The following is a 17,449-nucleotide window of genomic DNA, read 5'->3' as shown; positions in this document are numbered from 1 at the left end:
GATGCTGGTAAAACTTTTGAAATGGACGCTGTTTGGGCTCATCGCCCTGGCGGTGATCGTCTTCGCCGCCGGCTACTACTACCTGAAAAGTACGACGCTGCCCCAGACCACGGGGCGTCTGGCCATGAAGGGTCTCTCCGACACCGTCGAGATCACCCGCGACGCACGGGGCATCCTCAAGATCGAAGCGCAAAACCTCGAGGACCTCTTCTTCGGCCAGGGCGTGGCCCACGCCCAGGACCGACTCTGGCAGATGGAGTTCCAGCGCCGGCTGGGTGCGGGCACGCTGGCCGAGGTCCTGGGACCGTCCGCGGTTGAGACCGACGAGTTCATGCGGACCCTCGGGGTCTACCGCGCCGCCGAAGCCGCCTACGATGCGCTCTCGCCCCAAACGCGGCGCCTGCTCGACGCCTACGTGCGCGGCATCAACGCCTACCTGGCGAGCAACCCGCCGCTTCCGCTCGAGTTCAAGCTCCTCGGCTTCAAGCCCCGCCCCTGGCGCGCGGCCGACGTCTTGGTCTGGGCCAAGCTGATGAGCTGGGATCTTTCCGGAAACTACGAAAAAGAGCTCCTCCGCTATAAGCTCCTGGCCCGGGGTTTGAGCAAGGCCCGCATCAACGAACTCCTGCCGCCCTATCCCGACGACGCGCCGACCGTGCTCCAAAGCGTCGCCGCCAGGCCCTCGAGGACCGACGGCGCCATGGCTGAGGCGCTGCTTCGGCTCGACCAAAAACTCAGCCCGGGGATCGAGGCCTCCAACAACTGGGTCGTCGCCGGCAACCGCACGGCGAGCGGCAAGCCGCTCCTGGCCAACGATCCCCACCTCAGGCTCTCCACGCCGTCAATCTGGATCTTGAATGAGCTCCAGGCTCCCGGCTTTCACGTGGTCGGGGCCTCCTTCCCCGGCCTCCCCGGCGTGGTCATCGGTCACAACGACCGCATTGCCTGGGGGGTCACCAACGTAGGCGCCGACGTCGAAGACCTCTACGTCCTCGAGGAAAAGGATGGCGGCTACCTCTATAAGGGCCAGGTCCGCCCCTACCGCATCCGGAAGGAAACGATCCGGGTCAAGGGTCAGGATCCGGTGACCATCCTGGTCCGCGAAACCGTCTACGGCCCCGTCATCTCCGACGTGGCCAAGGCGCCCGGGGACAAACCCCTGGCCCTGCGCTGGATCAGCCTCGATGATGGGGACACGACGCTCGAGGCCTTCCTGCGCATCGACCAGGCCCGCGACTGGAAGAGCTTCAACGAGGCCCTGGCCTATTACGTTGCCCCCAGCCAGAACTTCGTCTACGCTGACGTGGAGGGCAACATCGGTTACCTCGCCCCCGGCAAGATCCCCATCCGCAAACCCGGACACAGCGGCGCCTACCCGGTTCCGGGAACTGGCGAGTGGGATTGGCAGGGGTTCATCCCCTTCGACGAACTGCCGAGGGCCCTGAACCCGCCACAGGGCTTCGTGGTCACCGCCAACAACAAGGTCACCCCCAAGGATTACCCCTACACCATCACCGTCGACTGGGCCGACCCCTACCGTGCCCGCCGGATCACCGAGCTGATCACGGCCAAGCCAAAGCTGGACGTCGAAGACATGGCCCGCATCCAGGCCGACGAGGTGAGCCTCCTCTTCCGCGACTTCCGGCCGGTGCTCGCGCTCTTGCAGCCGAAGACCGAAGCCGGGAGAAAGTGGAAGGAAAGGCTCCTCGCCTGGGACGGGCGGGAGGATATCCGGAGCGAGGAGGCAACCGTCTTCGAAGCCTGGTACACCGAACTCACCCGGCTCCCAGCCAAGGAAGTCGGGCAGGCGCACTGGGATCAGCCCCGCTACCTCCTGAAAGCGATGCGCGAGGGCGATCCGGCCTGCGGCGGCAGCTGCCTGGGTTTTGCCAGCCAGGCGCTGGACCGGGTGGTCGAGCGACTGGGTGAGGTGAAGCCCTGGGGCCAGGTGCACCAGGCAGTCTTCGTCCACTTCGTGATGAGCAAGGACGACCGCGTGCGCCGCATCTTCGAACGGCGGATCGCCCACGGCGGGGACCGGTTCACCGTCAACGTCGGCCCCTACCGCGCCACGGACTTCACCATGGCCTGGGGGCCCTCTTACCGCGAGATCGTCGACCTGGCCAAGCTGGAAAACAGTCGCTTCATCCACCCCATGGGCCAGTCCGGCAACGTAATGAGCCCCAACTACGACGACCTGCTCCCGCTCTGGGCCCAAAACCGCTACCTGCCCATGCGCCGGGGCGAAACGAGCGCGCGGCTCGTCCTCGAGCCCGCACCTTAAACCGCCCCCGCCGTGGCCAGGGCCACGGCGGGTGGCTTTACCGGTAGAGCTCCCTTGTGATCACCAGCTTTTGCACCTCGCTCGTACCCTCGTAGATCTCGGTGACCTTGGCGTCCCGGTAATAGCGCTCGACACGGTAGTCGCGGTGGTAGCCGTTCGCGCCCAAAATCTGCACCGCCTCGCGGGTCACGTCGACCGCCAGCCGGCTGGCAAAGAGCTTGGCCATCGAGGCCTCGAGGGTAAACCGCTCGCCGGCATCCTTCTTCCGGGCCGCGGCAAAAACGAGGCCCCGGGCGGCCGCGATCCCGGTGGCCATATCGGCGAGCTTAAAGGCCACGCCTTCGAAATGGCGGATCTTCTTGCCGAACTGCTCGCGCTCATCCGCGTAGGCCTTCGCCAGATCAAAGGTGGCCCGGGCAATGCCGAGCGATTGCGCCGCGATACCGATCCGGCCCGAGTCGAGCCCGGCGAGGGCCTGCGCCAGCCCGCGCCCCACCTGGCCCAGCACCTGATCGTCGGGGACGAACACCTCATCCAGGCGCACCTCGGCGGTGTGGGCGGCGTGGAGGCCCATCTTGGCCTCGGGCGGGCCAAAGGAAAGGCCGGGCGCATCCTTTTCGATCAGGAAGGCGGTGATCTCTTTCGGCCCTTCGCCGCTCCGGGCCATGACCACGTAGAGGTGAGCCTGCCCGGCGGAGGTAATCCAGGACTTGGTCCCCGAAAGAACCCAACCACCATCGACCTTTTGGGCCCGGGTCCGCATCGCGGCCGGGTCAGACCCGGCCCCCGGCTCGGTCAGGGCGAAGGCGCCGATCCACGCCCCCCGCGCGAGCGGCCGCAAAAAGCGATCCTTTTGTGCCTCGGTGCCGAACTTGGCCAGCATGTACTGGGGCAGGCCGCTGGTCACCGAAACGATCACCGCCACCGAAGGATCGGCGTAGGCGATCTCCTCGAGGGCCAAAGCCCAGCTCACGCTGTCCATTCCCGCGCCGCCCCAGGCCTCGGGGGTGGTCATCCCCAAAAGGCCGAGCTCGGCGAGGGCCCGAAGCTGGGGCCAGGGATACTCGCCGCTTTCGTCGTAACGGGGAGCTTCGGGCCAGAGCACCTCCTGGGCGAAGGCCCGCACGGTCTGCTGCACGAGCTTTTGCTCTTCGGTCAACGGCAACATCAAATGTAGCGTATCATGACGCCGCCGGAGAAAAAGCGCAATGCCCGCTCAGCCCCCGCGAGCCAGGGCGGCGGTGAAGGCGGCCATCCAGACCGGCAGGTCCGCGGGGTTTCGCGCCGTGATCAGGTGGCCGTCGACGACCGGGGCCTCGTCGAGGTAAATCGCCCCGGCGTTTTCCAGGTCGTCGCGGATCGAGTGGTAGCCCGTGAGCCGTCGGCCCCGGACGACCCCGGCGCTGATCAGCACCCAACCGGCGTGGCAGATGGCCGCGAGAGGCTTTTGTGCTGCATCGACCTCCCTGACCAGCTCCAGCACCGCACCGTGGCGGCGCAGGCGATCGGGGGCGTACCCGCCGGGGATCACCAGACCGGCCAGGGCCTTTTCCCTCACCTCGGCGGCGGACAGATCCGCCCGCATGGCAAAACCCGCCTTGCTCCGGTAAACCCGGGCCTCGGGCCCGACCAACAAGACCTCGGCCCCTGCTTCCTGCAGCCGGTAATACGGGTAGATGAGCTCGCGCTCATCGAAGAGGTCTTCGATCAAAACGGCGACGACCATCACTGCCCTCCTTCCCTTGCCCCTCCAGGGTAACCCCGCCGGCCGGAGAGGCGCGTCAGGAGCTCGTGGGTAATGTTGCCGGTCACGCCCCAGATATCGTAGCCGCGCCAGGGATAGTGCCACACCCAGCGGCCGCGCCGCGACTCTCGGTACGCCGGGGCTGCGAAGAGGTCCTCGAGGGGCACCACCAGGATCTCATCGACTTCCTCGGGGTTGGGCTCGAGGTCGGGCAGCGCTCCGAGCGACCCCACCACGGGCAGGATGGAAAACCCGGCCGGGGAAAAAACCGGGGGCAGGGCCCCGAGCAAGCGCACCGCTTCGGGCCGCAAGGCGATCTCCTCCCAGGCCTCGCGGAGGGCTGCCTGGGCCGGGGTTTCACCGGCCTCGAGGCTCCCCCCGGGAAAGCTGATCTGGCCCTTGTGGTGGCGGAGGGAGCGGGAACGCACGGTGTAGACGAGGCGATCACCGGCCACCAGCGGCACCAGCACCGCCGCTGGAATAAGCCCCGGTGGCGGGGTCAGGGTTTCGGGGATGGGCTCGAACAAAGCTCTACGACCGCCTCGCGCAAAAGGGCTTCCGGGTTTTGGCCCTGGGCGCGGGCCCAGGCCACCACCTCGAGCAACACCCGCTTGAGGTCGCCGCTCGCGACCGCTTCGGCCACCCGCGCCTGGCTGCCCTCGGGGTAACCCAAGGCCTTCTCCACTTCATAGGCCCGCGCCAGCGCGCCGAGGGAGGCCGGCACCCCGTCGCATGGCCGATCGCGAACCTTGCCCTCAGCGGCCTTGAGCCGCTCCCAGTTGGCCAGCACCTCGTCGGCGCTTTCCACCTGCGCTTCCCCGAAGACGTGAGGATGGCGGTGGATCAGCTTGGTCACGATGGCCTCTTCCACGTCGTCGTAACGCCAACCGCCTTCTTCTTCGGCAATCACGGCGTGGAAGGCAACCTGGAGCAGCACATCACCCAACTCCTCCACCGTGGCCTCGCGATCGCCCGACAAAATCGCGTCGGCGGCTTCCGCCGCCTCCTCGAGGAGGTAGGGCACCAGGCTCTTATGGGTTTGCTTCCTGTCCCAGGGGCACCCGTCCGGGGCCCGGAGCCGGCGCATGACCGAGAGCAACCTCTCCACGGTTTTAACCTACCACCCGATGAAGGCCAGGTAAGCGTTCAGGATCGCCTGGCCGAAAAAGAAAGCCAAAACCCCGCCCAGGGCCAAGAAGGGGCCAAAGGGGATCCGCCGCTGACCCAGCACCGCCCCGGTGAGCGCCCCGGCGACCACGGCGAAAAAAAGCCCCACCAAAAACGGGCCAAACCCCACCCAGGCCCCCAGCATCCCCGCGAGCTTGACGTCGCCAAAGCCGAGCGCCACCGCTTCGTCCCCATCGTCGTCCTCGGTCGCCGGCACCAGCGCCCAGTAAAGCCCCCCCAAGAGCGCGACCCCGCCGGCGGCGAAGAGCGCTCCCTTGACCGAATCGAAAAACGGCGCCCCCGCGCCCATCCACGCCGCCGCCCAGACCAGCACGAGCCCAAGGAGCGAGAGCGGCTCGGGGAGCTCGAAACGCCGCCGCGTTACCCAGTTCAGCACCCAGTTGGCGACGCCGGCCAAAAGCCCCCACCCCGGGCCTAGGAGCGCCCCCACCAGGGCCGCCAGGTAGACCTGGTGAAACCCCACCGGCCACGACCCCCTTGCGTCGCGCCCCCGCCGCAGCCAGAGCGCGCCATACCCTCCGATCAGCACCAGAAGGCCGCTCGCGAGGGTCGCGCCGTCCAAAGCCCTGGCCAAAGACGCCAAACCGGAAAAACTCGCGAAGACGAGCCCGAGGCCAAGCCCCCCATAGGTCAGGGCGTCGGGCAGGATCTCGTGCTCTGCATCGATGAAGGCGAGCGCGACCAAAGCAGCGAAGAAGAACCAGGAAAACGCCGCCTGGGGCCAGGGCACCCACCAGGCGGCAAAGGCAAAGAGCAGCCCGGAAAGCGCCTCGACCAGGGGGTAGCGGGGCGAGATCCTGGCCCCGCACCGGCGGCAGCGCCCTTTCTGCCACAGGTAGGAAAGGACGGGCACCAGCTCGGCCGGGGTGAGCCGCTTGCCACAGGCGGGGCAGTGCGAGGGGGGAAAGACCACCGACTGCCCGCGGGGCAGGCGGTAGATCACCACGTTGAGGAAGGAACCAACGACCAGGCCCAACACGAACGCCCACACCACCAACATGGCCCCCATTATCACTTCTTTTCTCACCCGATCCAGATACAATAAAGCGATATGTTCAGGGGCGAGGACATCGGAATCGACCTCGGCACCGCATCGGTGCTGATCTACATTCGCGGCCGCGGCATCGTGCTCAGGGAACCGAGCGTCATCGCCATGGTCCGCGATTCCAAAGATGTAAAGGCCGTCGGACTCGAGGCGTATCAAATGCTCGGCCGCACTCCGGGCAACATCGTCGCGGTCCGCCCCATGAAAGACGGGGTGATCGCCGACTACACCCTGACCGAACGCATGCTGACCCTCTTTTTGAAAAAGGTGCTTTCCCCGATGTCCCGCTTCTTCAAGCCCCAGGTCATGGTCGGCGTGCCCTCGGGGGTCACCGAGGTCGAGCGCCGGGCCGTCGTCCAGGCCATCGTCGAGGCGGGGGCCAAGCGCGCTTTCCTCATCGAGGAGCCGCTCGCGGCGGCGATCGGGGCCGGCATCAACATCGCCGAACCGACGGGGAGCATGGTGGTTGACATCGGGGGTGGTTCCACCGACATCGCGGTCATCTCACTGGGCGGCATCGTGGTCTCGGAGTCGCTGCGCATCGCCGGCAACGGCTTCGACGAAGCCATCGTGCGCTACGTCCGCGAGCGGCACAGCCTGTTGATCGGCGACCGCACCGCCGAAGAGATCAAGATCCGCATCGGGGCGGCGATGATCGAGGGCGAGGACGACGAGCTGGTGGCCGAGGTCCGCGGGCGCGACCTGATCACCGGATTGCCCAAGACCCTCGAGATCACCACCCAGGAGGTGGTCGACGCCCTCCGGGAGCCGCTGGAAAAGATCATCCTCGGCGTGAAGAAGACCCTCGAGAGCACGCCCCCGGAGCTGGTCTCCGACATCATCGACCGTGGCATTTTGCTCACCGGCGGCGGCTCGCTGCTCAAGCACCTCGACACGCTCCTCCAGGAAGCCACCGGCGTTCCGGTGGTGGTGGCCGAAAACGCCCTCGACGCCGTGGCCATGGGCACGGGCCGGGCCCTGGAAATGCTCGACGTCCTGAAAGACACGCTGGTGAGTTCCGACAACGTCCTCAGGCACTAAGGAGGCACCATGGAGCTTTGGGAACTGCTGCCCCACCGCTACCCCTTTTTGCTCGTCGACCGCGTGATCGAGGCCGACGAACGCCGCTTTAGGGTGATCAAGAACGTCACCTACAACGAGCCGCATTTTCTCGGTCACTTTCCCGGCCACCCGGTGATGCCCGGCGTCCTCATCATCGAGGCCATGGCCCAGGCCTCGGTGGCGAGCCTCAAACACCACCCTGAGTTCACGCCCGGCAGCATCCCCTACCTCGCCGGGGTTGACGGGGCGCGCTTTTTGAAACCGGTCCGTCCTGGAGACACGCTGGTCCTCGAGGGCGAGCTCCTCTTCCTTCGGCGGCGGATGGCCAAGACCAAGGTTTCGGCCAGGGTCGAGGGAGAAGAGGTCGCTCGGGCCGAGATCACCTTCGTCGTACGAAAAGATGCGTAAACGCCTCGACGCCTACGTTCTCAACGAAGTTCTTCCCATCTTCGCCGCTTCCACCTTTTTCTACACCGCGGTCTTCCTCTTCGGCTTTTTCTACGTGGGCAGCCGCTGGCTCTCGGGCATTCCCCTGAGCCTCATCCTGAAGTGGATGGCCTATCACGTCCCCGGGGTTTTGGTCCAGGTGCTGCCCATGGCCATGGTGACCGCGATCGTGGTCCCCTTTGGACGCCTGGCCAGCGAGGGGACGATCCTCGCCGTCCAGGCCGGGGGGATTCCCCTCCGCCGCCTGGCCCTGCCCGCGCTGTTGCTGGGTCTCGTTGTCGCCGGCGCCTCGCTGTGGCTCAACGAGAGCGTCGCCCCCAAGACCAACGAAAAGGTCCGTGTGCTCTGGTGGGAAGAGATGCACACCAACGGTCGCGGTCTGGTCCGGCTCAAAGGGCAAAACATTCCCCTCGGCAACGGCCTCGAACTCTACTTCAAGGACTACGACTACGCCCGCGACGAGATGGTCAACGTGCGCTTGCAGAAGTGGGAGGGCCGAAAGGTCACGATCATCTTCGCCAAACGCGGCACCTACAAAAACAACGTGCTTAAACTCAAAGGGTACGCGCTCTATCGCGTCGACTACGACGAGATCCCCGCGCTGGAAAAAGCAGAGGGCGAGGCGCTGGCCAGTGCGGTTCGAAGGGTGTTCCTCGGGGCCATGCTCCCCCAGCGGACGGACGCCGTCCTCACCATCAAGAGCGGGCTCTCCCGGGGAGAAGCCATCGCCCGTTTCGCCGATCCCCTCGCCGCAGACACCTGGAGCCTCTCCCGGGCCTGGCGCGACATGAACAACCCCAAGCTCCCGGACCCCGAGCGCCGGCAGGCGGCGGTGATGTTCCACTCAAAGATCGCCCTGCCGCTGGCCAACCTGGTGCTGGTGCTCATCAGCCTGCCGCTCGCCGTGCGCTACGCCAGGACGCCCGGGCTTTCGCTGGGACTCAGTGTCATCATCGCGGTTGGCTTTTACCTGGTGTTCCTCTTCGGCCGGTCCATGGGCGAGATCGGGATCCTGCCGCCGGCGCTCGCGGCGTGGGGGGCGGACTTGATCTTCACCGCCATCGGACTGGCCTGGTTGCGAGGGTAAATGGAGAAGATGCGGGCGCTCTTCCTCTCGGCCTCGTTCGGTGGCGGGCATCAAAACGCCAGCCTAGCGCTTCAGGAAGCCCTCGCCATCGAAGGGCATGACCGCGACTACCTCGGCTACATCCCCTGGTGGGAAAAGCTCCCCGTGCTCGGGATCTACGCCTTCTCGCTCCGTTACTGGCCGGGCTTTTACCGCTGGTTCTACCACTGGACGAACCGCCCCAGCGAACCCCGCATCATCACCGACCGCTTCGCCACCAGCGGCGCCGAAGGGCTGATGCGCGACCTCAAGCGGCTGCGTCCCCAGGTGGTGATCAGCAGCTACCCGACGGCCGCAGCTCTGGTGGGCCACGTCCGGAGAAAGCTGGGCGACGACTTCGCCAACGTCCTGGTGCTGACCGACCTGCGCGCCCACCGGCACTGGGCCCGTCCGGAAGCCGACCTCATCTTGGCCTCGAGCGAGGAAGCCCGCCTCGATCTCCTGAGCCACGGCATCGACGAACACCGCGTGGTCGCGACCGGCATCCCCGTCCGTCGCATCTTCAGCGACCTCCCCAAAAAGGAAGACCTGCGAGCCAAGCTCGGCCTCGACGAGCGACCGCTGGTGATCATCGCCAGCGGCGCCACCGACGCCTACCGGGCCAAGAGCCAGGTTCTGCGCGCGCTCTTTGAGACCGATATCCCCTGCCAGGTGGTCGCGTTCCAAAACCGGGCCCGGCCAGAAACCCGGGAGTTGGAAAAGAGCACGCTCCACCTGCGGCCCACCGGCCCCGACTTTCCCCACTACCTCGGGGCCGCCGACTTGGTGCTGGGGAAGGCCGGGGGGCTCACCGTCGCCGAAGCGCTAACCGTGGGCCGCCCCTATTTGGTCTACGAGCCCATTCCAGGCCACGAGGAAGAAAACGCCCGCTGGCTGGTGGCCAAGGGGGCCGGGATCTGGGCCCGGGACAAAAGGTCGCTGGCCCGAGCGTTGCGCGCGCTGCTCACCGACCCGCCCTACCGCCAGAGCCTGGCCGAGCGGGCCCGGGCCCTGGGCAGACCGCGCGCCGCGGCCGACGCCGCCGACCGCATACGGGCGCTCCTGGGGGTCCGGGTATGAACACGCTGGGCTACGGTCTGGGAACCCTGGCCCTGCTCCACGCCGGACTCCCCTGGGTCATCCACCAGCGACTGGGGCTCTGGATCGCGCTCCGCGCCCGCGGCGGTCGGGGCCAGGTCGCCCTGACCTTCGACGATGGCCCGGACCCGCGCACCACCCCCGGGGTCCTCGAGGCCCTCGAACGCCACCAGGTGCGGGCCACCTTCTTCATGCTGGGCGAGCGCGCCGTGAAGTCACCCGCGCTGGTCAGGGAGATCGCCGCTGCCGGTCACGAGGTTGCCTTGCATGGCTACCGCCACCGGCACGCCTGGTTCCGCTTCCCCTGGGAGGCCGCCGCGGACGTCCAGCGGGGCTACGACGCGCTGACCGAAATTCTTGAGCGCCCGCCTCGCTTTTACCGCCCGCCCCACGGCGGGTGGACCTGGCCCTTGCTGCAAAAAGTGCGGCGGCTCGGCCTCACCCCCGTCCAGTGGGGCCTCGAGGCCGGGGACTGGGTGGCCGGAGCGACGCCGGAGGCCATCGCCGCCAAGGTCATCCGCCTCATCAGTCCGGGCACCATCGTGGTGATGCACGATGCGGGACCGGGCGGCGCGAAGAGTCCCGGCGCCCTCGAGCGCCTCCTGCCCGAGCTGCTAAAGCGCGGCTACCGCCCGAGGAAACTCGGCGACCTCGAGCTCGTCTTCGGCGGCCTGCCCGAAGCGCTCCCCAAGCTCGTGGCCCCGGTCGAGGCCCTCTTCGCCCGACTCTATAAGGTCGAGCCGGCCTTTTACGGTGCCCACTCGGTCTTCCGGCTGGCCCCGGCCCCGTTGCCCGTGGCCACGCCGGAGTTTCCCAGAGGCACCCCCGGGCTTGAGATCCACCTCGATTCCGAACGGATGCGGCGAACGGCGGAGGCCGGCACCTTCGTCGCCTACCGCCGGGTTCGGGCCTCAATGGCCGACCTGGCCCGCGCCCTGCGGGAACGCCCGCACCTCGCCAACGTCGAGGTGATCTTCGGCATCACCCTGTTTTGGGAACTCCTCGGCCCGCTGGGGTTTTCCATTCAGCCGCTTCCGGCGGGACTGGCCCGGCGGCTCGGCGCCTGGATGTACCTCCTCCACCGCCTCTACGGTGGTGGGCCGCTCAAACGCATCGAGCCCCGGCTCATTTACATGCCGAAGGCGACGCTGCTCTCTCGCTACGGCTAGCCTCGCCGCCCGAAAACAGACGGGCCTGGGCCATCGCCATCCCCACCGCAACCCAAAAGACCTCCCCCAGATGAAGGCTCGGCACCGCGGTCGGGTTGTCCACCAGCCCCATGGCCATGAAACCGGTAAAAATCGCCGCCATCAGGGGTTCCCTGGCCCGGAAGACTGCATACCCGGCGAAGAGATAGAGCACGAGCCAGCCCAGCGTCCCCACCACCCCGCTCTCGCCCAGGGCCTGGAGGACCACGTTGTGGGCGATCAACCAGGCGCCGTAGAAGGGCTCGAGCCAGCTCGGGCAGGAAAACCCCAGCCGCTCGGCGGCGTCCCAAAGCCGGCAGCCGCCCCGGTAGAGGAAGGAGAGGTAGGGGCCGAGCTGGTAGGGCCCGACCCCGCCGATGGGGTGGGCGCTAAAGGCCGCCACCGCCCCCTCCCAGACCTTGTCGCGCCCGGAAAGGTTGCCGAGGTTCAGCAAGCGGGTGATCGCCCCCACCCGCCGCTCGCTCTCGGCCAGGAAGAGGGCCACCCCCACCACCACCCCCGCCGAGCCAAGGATCCTCAGGTAGCGGGCGCCGCCAAAGAAGGCCGCCGCCATGCCGCCGGTGAAGAGGGCGAGCACCGCCCCCCGGCTGCCGGCAAAGAGCAAGACCAAAAAGGCCAGGGCGCCACCCACCAGCCGCAGCCACCGGGGCAGTTGGGGTACCCCGAAGGCAAGGAAGAGGCCCAGGGTGGCGGAAAGCCCGAGCGAAACCGTGGTGTAGTAGGGGTGGACCAAGCGGGCCCAGCGAAACAGGCGCTCGCCGAGCAAAAGCCAGCTCGAGCCCAGCGCCACCACATAGACGACGATGAGGCCATAGAGCAAATACCCAAGCCAGCGACTCTCGCGCAACCAGGCCCCGACGCCGATCAGCCCGAAGATGAAAAGCGCTCTTAAGAGGGCCAAACCCAGGGAAACGACCGGCCGGGGGGCAAAGAGGGCCGCGATCAGCTGGCTGGCCAGGAAAAACCCCAGCGCGTAGCGCGCCGGGGGCGAAAAGCGTTTCCAAAAGCGAAGACCGTAAAAGGCGAGGAGATAGAGGGGCGGGAAAACGGGAATCAGGGCGAGGTATTGGGAGAGCCAGCGCGGCACGCTGTTCATCGTACCCGAACCAGGCGGTATGCTCGGGGCGTGGGGAAGGAAATCATCTCCGTGGTGCCAAGCCTCCGGGTCGATGCCATCGGGGCCAAGGGGCTTGGCGTCTCACGCAGCTACTTCCAAAAAGGGGTGAAGCAGGGCAACGTCCTCCTCGACGGACGACCGGCCAAGGCCAAGGATGAGGTGCGGGAGGGAAGCGTCCTCGAGGCCAAGGGCCTCGGTCGCGTCGTGCTCAAGGAGATCCTCGGCAAAACCGCCCGGGGCAACTACAAGGTCAGGCTCGAGCGGACCTCATAGCGGGCGAACGCCGCCTCGTCAAACCCCTCCCGGGGCAGGTCCTGCGCCGAGATGACCCCCCGGCGAATTTCGGGAAAGGGGAAAAAGTGCCCCTCGGCCTTGATGTGAAACGCCAGCTCGCTCGGTTCGGTGACCTCTGCTTGCAACGCCAAGAGCAGCGCGTGGTAGGCGCCGAAGGAAGAAAACGCCTGGCTGCCGACCATGGTCCGTTTACCCTTCCGTCGGGCCTCTTTGAGCATGGCCAGACTCCGGGTGAACCCGGTCCGGGCCGGCTTGACGTTCAGCACGTCAAAGGTGTCGAGCGCGAGCTCCCGCGAGAGGTCCCGGGGGGTGAAGGCCGAGTCGTCGGCGATGATGGGGATCAAACCGAGTGTTTTGAGCGCCGCCCGTTCCCGGACCAGCTCGATGGGGAGCGGTTCCTCGACGTAGAGGAGCCCCAGGGCCTGCCAGGCCTCGAGGTAGTGCGGCGCCTCCTCCGGGGAAAGCGTTTCGTTGGCGTCGGCATAGAGCTTGACGTCGGGGAAACGGGCCCGGAGCCGCTCGATCCGCCGGGTGTCACCCTCGAGGTCCCGCCCCACCTTGACCTTGAATACCCGCACCCCCCGCGCGTAGGCGAAGGCGGCGTCCTCGAGGACCACCTCGTCGTCCCCCAGCCCCAGGATGTAGGCCACCTCGACCTGGTCTCGCCCCGGCGGTAAGAGGTCTTTGAGTTCGAGCCCGCCGGCCCTCGCCCGCGCCTCCCAGAGCGCGAGGTCGAGCCCGCCCCTCGCGGCGTGGTTGAAGGGAAGGCGGTCCAGCGCGGCCTGGAGCGCCGGGGCATCGGTGATCGACTGCCCCTGGAGCAATGGCTCAAGGTAACGGATGGCGCCGAGAACGCTTTCCTTGGTCTCGCCGTAGATCGTGGGCCGGATCGCCACCTCGCCCCGCCCTACGGCCCCGCTCTCGAGGTGCACCTCGACCAACGCGTGATCGAGGACGTCCATACGGTTTTGCCGACCCCAGGCCAGCTCGCCCCGCAGGGGAATGCGAAAAAAGCGCAGGCCGATGGCCACGATCCTATCCATCCTCGACCCCCAGCCAGGCGCGCGCCCGGGCGGCGAGCGTTTCGGGCGATTCCCGCTCGGCGTCGAGAAACAGGGCCCGCCCCTGCCCAAAGAGCACCCTGCGAACCGCCTCCGGGGCGTAGTTCCTCGCCTCTTCGGCAACGATTCGAAGCTTTCTCGCCACTTCCTCGAGCGGCGCCGCTTGCAAGACCATCTCGAGTTCCTCCTCGCTCAAGATACCGTGCGCGAGCCGCCTCAGGTCCTCACCCGCCTCGGCCCGATCGAACGCATCGCCCCGGGAGAGGAGGCGCAAAAGGCGGGTGAGGTGGCTGGCCTCGAGGACCAAGAACCGGGCCCGGGGCAGGTGACGGAGGGCGAACGCGAGTTCTCCCTCCCCCCGCAGGCCATCGAAGAGCAACCGGCGGGCCGGAGGCGCGTAACCGGAGGCCAGGATCTCCGCCATTCCCCCGGGGTGCGACGCCCGCCAGGCCGCCACCCGGCGGAAACGCTCGGCGCGGTCGGCGACCTTGGCTTTCAAGATGTAACGGTCGGTCAGGTCGCGGCGGTTGGGAAGGGTGGGCAGGCCCAGGGCGCGGGCGAGCGTCGTCTTCCCCGCCCCGGTGAGGCCCACCAAAATCACGAGCGTCTGGGATTTTACGGGCACGAATCCCGACTCGGATACCAGGGAAAAAGGCCAGGGTTCCACGCAGGCCTTAGCATAGACGCCACCGCCCACCATCCGCCACCCCACAAAAAGCAGCACCGCGCAGAGCCCGCCGCCCTTGACAGGCCGCCCGCTCTCGCATAAACTTGCGCCCAGGATGGCGGCTTTCGCGAAAAAACCGGGTGCCGGAGGGGCGACCTAGTCGCCAGCAGGCGCGTTTGCCCCTCCGGCCCGGTTCGCGGGCCGGTTTTTTTATGGGAGGTGGCGGTATGCGAGCGGAGAACGAGCCGAGCTGGACCAGACAGCGCTGGAACATCATCGATTCGACCCTGCGCGAGGGGGAGCAGTTCGAAAAGGCGAATTTCTCAACCGACGACAAAATCGAGATCGCCCGCGCGCTCGATGCCTTCGGGGTGGAGTACATCGAGGTCACCACACCCATGGCCTCGCCCAGATCCCGCAAAGACGCTGAGGCCATCGCCTCGCTCGGCCTCAAAGCCAGGGTCGTAACCCACATCCAGACCCGGATCGACGCCGCAAAGGTCGCGATCGAGACCGGGGTACAGGGCATTGACCTCCTCTTTGGCACCTCAAAGTACCTCCGGGCGGCCCACGGACGCGACATTCCACGCATCATCGAAGAGGCCCGCGAGGTCATCCAGTTCATCAGGGAAGAAGCGCCCGGGGTCGAAGTGCGCTTTTCAGCGGAGGACACCTTCCGCTCCGACGAGCACGATCTGCTCGAGGTCTACACCGCGATCGCCCCCTACGTCGATCGGGTAGGCCTCGCGGACACCGTCGGCATCGCCACCCCGCGCCAGGTGTACTCGCTGGTCCGGGAAGTCCGCCGCGCCGTCGGCGCCGGGGTGGACATCGAGTTCCACGGCCACAACGACACCGGCTGCGCCATCGCCAACGCCTTCGAGGCCATCGAGGCCGGCGCCACCCACGTCGATACCAGCGTCCTGGGGATCGGCGAACGCAATGGCATCACGCCGCTCGGTGGGCTCATCGCCCGCATGTTCACCCTCGATCCCACCTATGTCAGCAGCAAGTACCGCCTCGAGCTCATCCCCGAGCTCGACCGCATGATCGCCCGGATGACCGGGATCGAGATCCCCTTCAACAACTACATCAGCGGTGAAACCGCCTTTTCCCACAAGGCCGGAATGCACCTCAAGGCCATCTACATCAACCCCGAGGCCTACGAGGCCTACCCGCCAGAGGCCTTCGGGCTCGACCGCAAACTTATCGTCGGCTCCAGGCTCACCGGTCGCGCCGCCATCAAAAAGCGGGCCGAGGAGCTCGGGCTCCACTTCGGCGAGGAGGAGCTCCGGCGCATCACCCATCGCATCAAAACGCTCGCCGACGAGGGACAACTGACGCTCGAGGAGCTCGACCGCATCCTGCGCGAGTGGGTGATGGCGTGAGGAGGCGCGCGATGCCGCAAACCATGGCCGAAAAAATCCTCTCCCAAAAGGCGGGTCGGCGGGTTCGCCCCGGAGAACTGGTGGTGGTCGAGGTGGACCACGCGATGACCATCGATTCGATCGTGCCCACGGTCATCGACCGTCTCCAGGAGCTTGGCGCCGAACCCTTTGACCCAAGGCGCGTCTCGCTGGTTTTCGACCACGTCGCCCCCGCGGCCAACGTGAGCGTTGCCAACGCGCAAAAGCGGGGCCGCGAGTGGGCCCGGGCCACCGGGGTGAACTTTTTCGACGTCGGTCGCGGGATCTGTCATCAGGTTCTGGTCGAGGAGGGCATCGCCCAGCCGGGGATGTTGATCGTGGGCTCCGACTCGCACTCGACCACCTACGGGGCGGTGGGCGCCTTCGGTACCGGGATGGGCGCCACCGACATCGCCCTGGCCATCGCCTCCGGCAAAACATGGCTCAAGGTTCCCGAATCGGTCAAGGTGGTGATGCACGGCCGCCCTCCGGCCGGGGTGAGCGCCAAGGACGCCGCTCTGGAGATGGTGGGCCGGCTCGGCGCCGACGGCGCGACCTACATGGCCATCGAGATCCACCTCGAGGCCGGCGCCGAAGACGCCTTCGGGCTCGGCGAGCGCATGACCCTCGCCAATTTGAGCATGGAAGCCGGGGCTAAGGCCGGTCTGGTGGTGCCCTCAGGGGAAATCTTGAAGCGCTACGACGTCCCTCCCTGGGTCTTTCCCGACCCCGAAGCCAGCTACGCCAGGACCCTAGAGATCGACCTCGGCGCCCTCACCCCCCGCCTTTCCGCCCCCTTCCAGGTGGACAACGTCCACCCGGTGGCGGCGCACTCGGGCCAGGAAGTGGATTTCGTCTTCGTGGGCACCTGCACCAACGGGCGAATCGAGGATCTGCGGGCGGTGGCCGAGGTGCTCCGGGGCAGGCGGATCGCCCCCGGGGTCAGGCTCTTGGTGGTGCCGGCCTCGAGCCGGGTCCTTCAGCAAGCGATGGAAGAGGGGATTTTGCAAACCCTGGTCGAAGCCGGCGCCACGATCGGCACGCCCGGGTGCGGCCCCTGCATGGGCCGCCATCTGGGGGTCGCCGCCGACGGCGAGCGTGTGGTCTCGACCGCGAACCGCAACTTCCGCGGCCGCATGGGCTCGGCGAGCGCCGAAGTGTACCTGGCCAGCCCGAAAACCGCTGCCCTCGCGGCGCTGGCGGGGAAAATCATTCCCGAGGAGGAGGCATGAAGACGGTCAGGGTCTGGAAATTCGGCGACGCCATCAACACCGACGACATCCTGCCCGGCAAGTACGCCCCGTTCATGGTGGGTGAGGATCGGTTTCACACCTTCGCCTTTGCCCACCTCCGCCCCGAGTTCGCCCGGGAGGCAAAGCCCGGCGACATCGTGATCGCCGGCCGGAACATGGGGCTTGGGTCCTCGAGGGAATACGCCCCCGAAGCCCTGAAAAAACTCGGTATCCAGGCGATCATCGCCAAGTCATTCGCCCGGATTTTCTTTCGCAACCTGGTGAACCTGGGCATCGTGCCCTTTGTTTCCGAGGAGGTGGTGGATGCACTAAAAGACGGCGACAGGGTGCGGATCGATCTGGAAAAAGGGCTCGTCGACCGGGAGGACAAGGTTTTCCGTCTCACCCCCCCACCCCCCTTCCTGGTGGAAGCGCTCAAGGCGGGATCCATGCTCGAGTACTTCAAGCGCCACGGGCGCTTTCCCGGGTAG

17 protein-coding genes and 1 pseudogene are annotated in these 17,449 nt (G+C 67.0%); 10 read left to right on the top strand and 8 right to left on the bottom strand.

Going from position 1 to position 17,449, the window contains the following annotated elements; all coding sequences use genetic code 11:
* Position 1: 1 nt before the first annotated feature.
* Positions 2-2,284: a penicillin acylase family protein gene (locus ACZ5BT_RS07910; RefSeq protein WP_464884053.1), complete on the top strand. Its 2,283-nt coding sequence runs from the start codon at positions 2-4 to the stop codon at positions 2,282-2,284.
* Positions 2,285-2,321: 37 nt separating this feature from the next.
* On the opposite strand, the gene ACZ5BT_RS07905 is transcribed toward ACZ5BT_RS07910, so the two are convergent.
* Genes ACZ5BT_RS07905 through ACZ5BT_RS07885 form a run of 5 tightly spaced genes read right to left on the bottom strand, consistent with a single transcriptional unit; the run spans position 2,322 to position 6,216 of the window.
* Entirely contained in the window at positions 2,322-3,449 is a 1,128-nt protein-coding gene (locus tag ACZ5BT_RS07905) for an acyl-CoA dehydrogenase family protein (protein WP_464885804.1), read from the bottom strand.
* 51 nt (positions 3,450-3,500) lie between these two features.
* Positions 3,501-4,010 carry a type 1 glutamine amidotransferase domain-containing protein gene (locus ACZ5BT_RS07900; protein WP_464884052.1) on the bottom strand — a complete coding sequence of 170 codons (510 nt, stop codon included), beginning with the start codon at positions 4,008-4,010 and terminating at the stop codon, positions 3,501-3,503.
* The gene (locus ACZ5BT_RS07895; RefSeq protein WP_464885803.1) at positions 4,010-4,498 is read right to left on the bottom strand and encodes an NUDIX hydrolase; all 489 of its coding nucleotides are present in this window, start codon (positions 4,496-4,498) and stop codon (positions 4,010-4,012) included. Before ACZ5BT_RS07895 ends, ACZ5BT_RS07900 begins: the two co-directional genes overlap by 1 nt.
* Before the next feature lie 29 nt (positions 4,499-4,527).
* Positions 4,528-5,136, bottom strand: a complete 609-nt coding sequence (locus tag ACZ5BT_RS07890; protein ID WP_464884051.1) for a MazG family protein — start codon at positions 5,134-5,136, stop codon at positions 4,528-4,530.
* Positions 5,137-5,145: 9 nt separating this feature from the next.
* Positions 5,146-6,216 carry a prepilin peptidase gene (locus ACZ5BT_RS07885; protein WP_464884050.1) on the bottom strand — a complete coding sequence of 357 codons (1,071 nt, stop codon included), beginning with the start codon at positions 6,214-6,216 and terminating at the stop codon, positions 5,146-5,148.
* Between the two features lie 51 nt (positions 6,217-6,267).
* Between ACZ5BT_RS07885 and mreB the strand changes: the two genes are divergently transcribed.
* The 5 genes from mreB to ACZ5BT_RS07860 are packed head-to-tail and all read left to right on the top strand — an operon-like array spanning position 6,268 to position 11,142.
* Positions 6,268-7,302 (top strand): rod shape-determining protein MreB, encoded by a 1,035-nt coding sequence (gene mreB, locus ACZ5BT_RS07880; protein ID WP_464884049.1) that lies wholly within the window; start codon positions 6,268-6,270, stop codon positions 7,300-7,302.
* Positions 7,303-7,311: 9 nt separating this feature from the next.
* On the top strand, positions 7,312-7,731 hold the full coding sequence (gene fabZ / locus ACZ5BT_RS07875; RefSeq protein ID WP_464884048.1) for a 3-hydroxyacyl-ACP dehydratase FabZ: 420 nt from the start codon (positions 7,312-7,314) through the stop codon (positions 7,729-7,731).
* Complete coding sequence (locus ACZ5BT_RS07870) at positions 7,724-8,857, top strand: LptF/LptG family permease (protein ID WP_464884047.1); 1,134 nt, start codon at positions 7,724-7,726, stop codon at positions 8,855-8,857. The genes fabZ and ACZ5BT_RS07870 overlap by 8 nt, the downstream gene beginning before the upstream one ends.
* The gene (locus tag ACZ5BT_RS07865) at positions 8,858-9,955 is read left to right on the top strand and encodes an MGDG synthase family glycosyltransferase (protein ID WP_464884046.1); all 1,098 of its coding nucleotides are present in this window, start codon (positions 8,858-8,860) and stop codon (positions 9,953-9,955) included.
* A complete protein-coding gene (locus ACZ5BT_RS07860) occupies positions 9,952-11,142 on the top strand; it encodes a polysaccharide deacetylase family protein (protein ID WP_464884045.1) in 1,191 nt (396 codons plus the stop codon). The genes ACZ5BT_RS07865 and ACZ5BT_RS07860 overlap by 4 nt, the downstream gene beginning before the upstream one ends.
* Here the strand turns inward: ACZ5BT_RS07860 and ACZ5BT_RS07855 are convergent.
* Complete coding sequence (locus ACZ5BT_RS07855) at positions 11,099-12,268, bottom strand: O-antigen ligase family protein (protein WP_464884044.1); 1,170 nt, start codon at positions 12,266-12,268, stop codon at positions 11,099-11,101. The two genes, ACZ5BT_RS07860 and ACZ5BT_RS07855, sit on opposite strands and share 44 nt — an antisense overlap.
* 60 nt (positions 12,269-12,328) lie before the next feature.
* On the opposite strand from ACZ5BT_RS07855, the pseudogene ACZ5BT_RS07850 reads away from it, so the two are divergent.
* Positions 12,329-12,571 (top strand): annotated as a pseudogene (locus tag ACZ5BT_RS07850) (S4 domain-containing protein); the annotation flags it as partial.
* Here ACZ5BT_RS07850 and ACZ5BT_RS07845 read toward each other — a convergent pair.
* Together ACZ5BT_RS07845 and ACZ5BT_RS07840 are read right to left on the bottom strand one after the other, a co-directional pair.
* The gene (locus ACZ5BT_RS07845; RefSeq protein WP_464884043.1) at positions 12,541-13,635 is read right to left on the bottom strand and encodes an enolase C-terminal domain-like protein; all 1,095 of its coding nucleotides are present in this window, start codon (positions 13,633-13,635) and stop codon (positions 12,541-12,543) included. The pseudogene ACZ5BT_RS07850 and the gene ACZ5BT_RS07845 sit on opposite strands and share 31 nt — an antisense overlap.
* A complete protein-coding gene (locus ACZ5BT_RS07840) occupies positions 13,628-14,320 on the bottom strand; it encodes a hypothetical protein (RefSeq protein WP_464884042.1) in 693 nt (230 codons plus the stop codon). The genes ACZ5BT_RS07845 and ACZ5BT_RS07840 overlap by 8 nt, the downstream gene beginning before the upstream one ends.
* 227 nt (positions 14,321-14,547) lie before the next feature.
* Between ACZ5BT_RS07840 and lysS the strand changes: the two genes are divergently transcribed.
* Genes lysS through ACZ5BT_RS07825 form a run of 3 tightly spaced genes read left to right on the top strand, consistent with a single transcriptional unit; the run spans position 14,548 to position 17,449 of the window.
* Complete coding sequence (gene lysS / locus ACZ5BT_RS07835; protein WP_464884041.1) at positions 14,548-15,708, top strand: homocitrate synthase; 1,161 nt, start codon at positions 14,548-14,550, stop codon at positions 15,706-15,708.
* 11 nt (positions 15,709-15,719) lie between these two features.
* Entirely contained in the window at positions 15,720-16,958 is a 1,239-nt protein-coding gene (locus ACZ5BT_RS07830) for a 3-isopropylmalate dehydratase large subunit (RefSeq protein WP_464884040.1), read from the top strand.
* Complete coding sequence (locus ACZ5BT_RS07825) at positions 16,955-17,449, top strand: LeuD/DmdB family oxidoreductase small subunit (protein WP_464884039.1); 495 nt, start codon at positions 16,955-16,957, stop codon at positions 17,447-17,449. The genes ACZ5BT_RS07830 and ACZ5BT_RS07825 overlap by 4 nt, the downstream gene beginning before the upstream one ends.

This window comes from Vulcanithermus mediatlanticus (assembly GCF_055385885.1).
This window is presented reverse-complemented; position numbering and strand designations above follow the sequence as displayed.

Coding starts and splice junctions, on each gene's coding strand:
- ACZ5BT_RS07870 (WP_464884047.1), top strand. CDS start 7,724: ATGCGTAAACGCCTCGACGCCTACGTTCTCAACGAAGTTCTTCCCATC.
- ACZ5BT_RS07860 (WP_464884045.1), top strand. CDS start 9,952: ATGAACACGCTGGGCTACGGTCTGGGAACCCTGGCCCTGCTCCACGCC.
- ACZ5BT_RS07845 (WP_464884043.1), bottom strand. CDS start 13,635: ATGGATAGGATCGTGGCCATCGGCCTGCGCTTTTTTCGCATTCCCCTG.
- ACZ5BT_RS07900 (WP_464884052.1), bottom strand. CDS start 4,010: ATGGTCGTCGCCGTTTTGATCGAAGACCTCTTCGATGAGCGCGAGCTC.
- ACZ5BT_RS07885 (WP_464884050.1), bottom strand. CDS start 6,216: ATGTTGGTGGTGTGGGCGTTCGTGTTGGGCCTGGTCGTTGGTTCCTTC.
- ACZ5BT_RS07825 (WP_464884039.1), top strand. CDS start 16,955: ATGAAGACGGTCAGGGTCTGGAAATTCGGCGACGCCATCAACACCGAC.
- lysS (WP_464884041.1), top strand. CDS start 14,548: ATGCGAGCGGAGAACGAGCCGAGCTGGACCAGACAGCGCTGGAACATC.
- ACZ5BT_RS07865 (WP_464884046.1), top strand. CDS start 8,858: ATGGAGAAGATGCGGGCGCTCTTCCTCTCGGCCTCGTTCGGTGGCGGG.
- mreB (WP_464884049.1), top strand. CDS start 6,268: ATGTTCAGGGGCGAGGACATCGGAATCGACCTCGGCACCGCATCGGTG.
- ACZ5BT_RS07830 (WP_464884040.1), top strand. CDS start 15,720: ATGCCGCAAACCATGGCCGAAAAAATCCTCTCCCAAAAGGCGGGTCGG.
- ACZ5BT_RS07910 (WP_464884053.1), top strand. CDS start 2: ATGCTGGTAAAACTTTTGAAATGGACGCTGTTTGGGCTCATCGCCCTG.
- fabZ (WP_464884048.1), top strand. CDS start 7,312: ATGGAGCTTTGGGAACTGCTGCCCCACCGCTACCCCTTTTTGCTCGTC.